This is a genomic window from Bradyrhizobium hipponense (genome assembly GCF_008123965.1).
Lineage (GTDB): Bacteria > Pseudomonadota > Alphaproteobacteria > Rhizobiales > Xanthobacteraceae > Bradyrhizobium > Bradyrhizobium hipponense.
Map to the genome: position 1 here is coordinate 1 of NZ_VSTH01000245.1, position 4574 is coordinate 4574.

2 protein-coding genes and 2 pseudogenes are annotated in these 4574 nt (G+C 58.0%); 1 reads left to right on the forward strand and 3 read right to left on the reverse strand.

The genetic code is table 11. From position 1 onward, the window contains the following. Window positions 1-80 precede the first annotated feature (80 nt). A pseudogene (locus tag FXV83_RS41105) lies at window positions 81-471 on the forward strand (helix-turn-helix domain-containing protein); the annotation flags it as partial. A gap of 45 nt (window positions 472-516) precedes the next feature. On the opposite strand, the pseudogene tnpA reads toward FXV83_RS41105, so the two are convergent. From tnpA to FXV83_RS41120, 3 genes and pseudogenes are all read right to left on the reverse strand, one after another. Next, window positions 517-861 (reverse strand): annotated as a pseudogene (gene tnpA / locus FXV83_RS45615) (IS66-like element accessory protein TnpA); the annotation flags it as partial. A 514-nt stretch (window positions 862-1375) separates the two neighbouring features. After that, window positions 1376-2896, reverse strand: a complete 1521-nt coding sequence (locus FXV83_RS41115) for a porin (protein ID WP_148745723.1) — start codon at window positions 2894-2896, stop codon at window positions 1376-1378. A gap of 699 nt (window positions 2897-3595) precedes the next feature. After that, window positions 3596-3811, reverse strand: coding sequence for a hypothetical protein (locus FXV83_RS41120; protein WP_148745724.1), 216 nt, complete (start codon window positions 3809-3811; stop codon window positions 3596-3598). Window positions 3812-4574 lie beyond the last annotated feature (763 nt).

Sequence of the window (4574 nt, forward strand, 5' to 3'; positions counted from 1 at the left end):
TTGAGTCTGGACCCTAGTCATCTGGAACGCAAGTTCGTGACATTAGTTGATCGCTCGAATCTCTAGACAGGAGAGCGCTCGTGGCGAATGCAGGTGTGAAAGGCCGGCCGATCGCGCCGTTGGTGCTGAGTCCGCAGGAGCGGGCGTACTTGGAGAGGCAAGTTCGTCGTCATCGTGTAGCCCGATCGCTATCTGAGCGGTGCCGCGCGATCCTGCGGTGTGCAGATGGTCTGCCAAGCAAGTCTGTGGGTGCCGAACTTGGCATCCATCGCTGTGATGGCCTGTTTGACGAAGGCCGCCCTGGCCGCCCTCGAACCGTCGACGATGATCAGGTTGCCGAGGTAATCGAGCGGACATTGCGTACGATGCCGCCCGACGTCGACGCACTGGTCGATCCGCTCGATGGCTGCGGAAATTGGCTTTTCTCACACCACGATCCGCCGAATGTGGACCGCGTTCGGCTTGCAGCCCGAACTCCCATAGTGATCGGAAACATCGCGGATCCAGAGCCTCGGTGATCCGGCGAAGCGCCTCAACGTCGACGCCCGGATCGACAATGATGCGCCGCCGACCTGCCGGCTCGATCTCAATCCGACGCTCGGTCGAATGTGCTGTCGCACTGAGCGATGAAGCCGCCGCCGACGCCACAGGCCCATCCTCGGCCACAACTGCCCTGACAAAGCCAGCCTCGGATTTTGTCCGGTTCGCCGCGACGGCTCTTCGCCAAGTCACCAGCAGAGAACGCGACAGGCCATATCGCCGCGCCGTCGCCGCAACCAGACTCGGCTCAGACATGCTTTCCAAAACAATCCGCGTTTTCTCCTCCTCAGACCAACGCCGCCGCCGGCCTGTCTCCACCACTTCAAGTCGATTTAACGCACTGATCGTATGGGCGCCCAAACGTACAGTTCTCAACCATCAGACCAGACCGCCACAAGCCGTCTTTCCTCGAAGGCCTACGTGATGACGCGCAATTCCGGCAGGCAAACTTGGCTGCTCTCGTGTTTCGCCGTACCGTATCTGAAGCGATCGAATGAATAACGGCTGGCCTTGACTGCGGAATTTCATTGATGACTCGAAATCACCGCCAGACGAGATACGACTCGGCATCGGACTAGAACTGCTCTTTCCCCTTCTTGCCACTCCGCGCAGCTTAGGTTGAAGGCGGCACCTGCAGTTTTAGACGCATTGACGATATCGCCAGCCGCCACGGTTTGGTACCAACTGGTCTGCGTAACGAGTCCGCGTTCGCCCTCACTTTGAAAATTGACATCTGACGCCAAAAGACCTCCGGCGGGCATGCCGGAGGCCTTCCTTGGAGGTCAGTTTTACATCTATGAAGTCGCGTTTTCTCCTTCGCTAGTTTGAATAGAGTCTAGAAGTTGCGCTGAGCGCGGAGCAGCAGCACGAGGCTGTTCTGGTCCTTCAGCTCATAGGCGGCAGCAGGTTTTGCGATCCCCGATTGTAGCGGGAGAGTCACAGTGCTTCCGCTTGCATATTTTTGATCGAGCATCGCATACGCGAGTTCAGCTGAGAAAGTCAGGTTCTTGACCGGAGTCCAGGACGACTTCGTGCCGACAACTGCGTAGTTGAAGTCGGGATTGCAGCCGGCAAGACCGCTCGAGAGAGCGACAGTTGCGACGACCGCACCGCAGATGTAGCCCTTGGCCGTGTTGTTGTACCGGACAGCACCCCATGCGCCGTAAATCGACGTATTCCAGTATGGATCCCAATTGTGAGTATAGCCACCGTTGAACCCGTAGGTTGTGGTTAGCTCCTGCCCAGCGCCCGTGACAAACACAGAGTCCGATACACCACTAACCCCGAGACTTTGATATGCACCAGCTAGGCCGGTACCACCGTACATCGCGAAGGTGAAGGGCAGGTAGTCGTGGAAGTTGTACGCGCTCGCGCCGTTCGTATATACGCCGGTCAAATTGATCGTGTCACCCGCGCCGGTCGGGATGTTTTTGATCGACAAGGCCAACTGTCCGGCCCAGCCCCATTTGTCCCCGGGATGGTCGGTGACTTCGGACGCGCCATAGTAGGCCGCATGGTTGTCGTGCGCGGCGAACGACGCTTGGAAGAGCCCCCAAGCTTGGTCAACACGGACCCTCGCCACGAGGTCTGGCGCTCGCGAACCGCCGATATCATTGGCACCATACGAACCGGTCGCAATTCCTGCTGCCGTCGCGCCACTCACGTTCCAAATGTTGGTCGTGTAGTTTGGGACCTGATCTTGGGCGGAGAAAGAAGCCGTGATGCCCTGACCGAAATCAGCGGTATAGCTGACCTGGTTCACCGGATCCCAACCGGCGCTACCCGGCAGCTCCATATTGTTCGCGGGATATTCGGCCCAGGGGGTTCTGAACTGCGACTCCGCCTTACCAAATGTGAACCCGGCGAACTGAATAAAGGCGTAGTAGACACCGAGCGATCCGCCAGCGACCGCAGAACCGACCGATGAAGTGTAAGCGGTCGAGCCATTTACGGCAGTTGTGCCAGCACCGCTGTAGGTGCCGCTGGTCCAGGTAAACGCGAGTTCGGCGAACGTCCGAACCACGCCGTATTCGGTCGCGGTGCGCGTATCGATTTGCAAATCTTGGCGGGTCCTCGTCGTGTAGTAGTTGCTCAGCCGGTTATGGGCACCAGACACGCCGCTGGCGGCAGCGCTAAGGTCAGAGGCTGTGGCCAGCACAGCATCGGCGCGCAGATAACCACCCAGCTTGATGCATGTGTCGGTGCCTGGGATATAGTAGAATCCAGCTCCATACAGCGAGCAGATCTTCACGTATTCGATCGCTTTGGCCTTAACGGGCAGATCGGCCGCCTGCGCTCCGCCTGTAGCAATCAATCCCGCCGCCGAACCGAGCAAAAGGCTCTTCACCATCTTCATAAAAGTCCTCCAAATTGTCTGGCCTGTAAGGTGCCGGCTGCGGAAGAGCCGACCACCTTCGCCCCCGCCCCTAATCATTCTCGACCTGCAGGGCATCGTCGAACGTCAACCAGTAGCTTGAACCAGTGAACGTCGCGGTGCGGATTATTCCGCCGCTCGCCCATTTACGTTTGACAGATTGCGTCCCGTATTGGCGCAGAAACTCTGTACGTAACGGACAGATCCAGACGGCCGCTCTGCAGCCGTGTTGTTGCGACCTCAGATCGGTACGTTTTGTACGATGTCGCAACCACATCTGTGCGCGATCCAGTTCACGCCGGCGAGCAGCGCATACGCATAACTACTTGAAACGAGTGAAGCTCCTCACAGTGGTGGATGCTGATGGTGAAGAGGTCTTGGACGACCGATTTCTGGCAGCCGCAGGCACCTGCTCCGCACCCTCGATAGACTTCAGCTTACGCATACTCGGTCGCTGGGTGAGATAGCCAAAAGTGTCGGCTGGTAACTCCAGCCATGCCCAAGATCGCCGGCTAAGCGCTCGACGCTTAGTCGATCGAATGCTCGCGCGTGGTTACAATCGACTGGGTGCTTTGCTCTCCATTGATTGCGACTAGCGATGAAGCTGGTGTCTTTCGCACGGGCTGAAGAGGCCAATCACTGGGCGTTGCACCGATCCCGATCTTAAGTTAGATGTGCGGCCTACTTGCCATCTTCTCTAGGGACAACCATGATCTTGCGGTCGCGCGCAAGGGCAACGGCATCGACGTCGTGAACGAGTTCGACAACGGGAGGCGACCAGACGATGACGTGCACTGCGCGAGCAGCGGATCGCTGCCGGCTGCAGTGCATCAGATGCTTGTCGTGCCGGAACAGCAGTCGCCAGTGCCGCGCGGCAATCAGGATGGAACTTCCCATCCAGATTGTCGCGCTATACACGAGCGATCTCACTTCGCGCTTTGACTTCAAGCGTAAAGGTTACTGCGAGACGCGAACTCCCGGTTACATGAGTCAGATGTATATCGTTCCCAGTGGAGAGGCGATTACGATCGATGCTCAGCTCAAGCGCGATACCCGTCGGCGATTGAGGGCCACGCTCGCAAGCTGCAATGGATTGAGCCAATCGCGGCGATGAAGTGTCTCGCCGATCGACAAGATCTCACGTTTATTGCCAAGTTGAGCCGCGGCTGATCAAAGGCACAATCTCGCGTTCAGCCGATTCAATGAAGACCAGCGGCGTTCCCAAATTCTAGTCGCATCCGAAAAGGACCGCGCCGAAGCGTGATGATCGTGGATCTCCTGTGCAACAATCTATCTGCGTTTGCTCCCGCATTCGGTCAATCTACCCGGTGCTGTGCAATCTTGACTCTTATGCCTCAGTGCACCACTTGGTGTCGATTGTTTCGGGCGGACTTGCACGAGATCATGACGCCGCCAGCCTTCGCCCGGCCTCTGTTCTCCTTAGGAAGCCGGGATATCCAGGGCCGTGGTCCGTGAGCTTTCGGGCCACATCCCAGTCCCCGGTATCTACCTCGGACACCAGCGCATCGGAAGCGTATTGGGCGGACGCGTAACGTGCGCGCGGCGCATCACGGGTTACACATAACGGCCAAAGGCCTCTTCAAAGGACTTCCGTCCCCGTTTTATGCCGGCCGCTATCAGTAAGCGGCATGAAGCACCC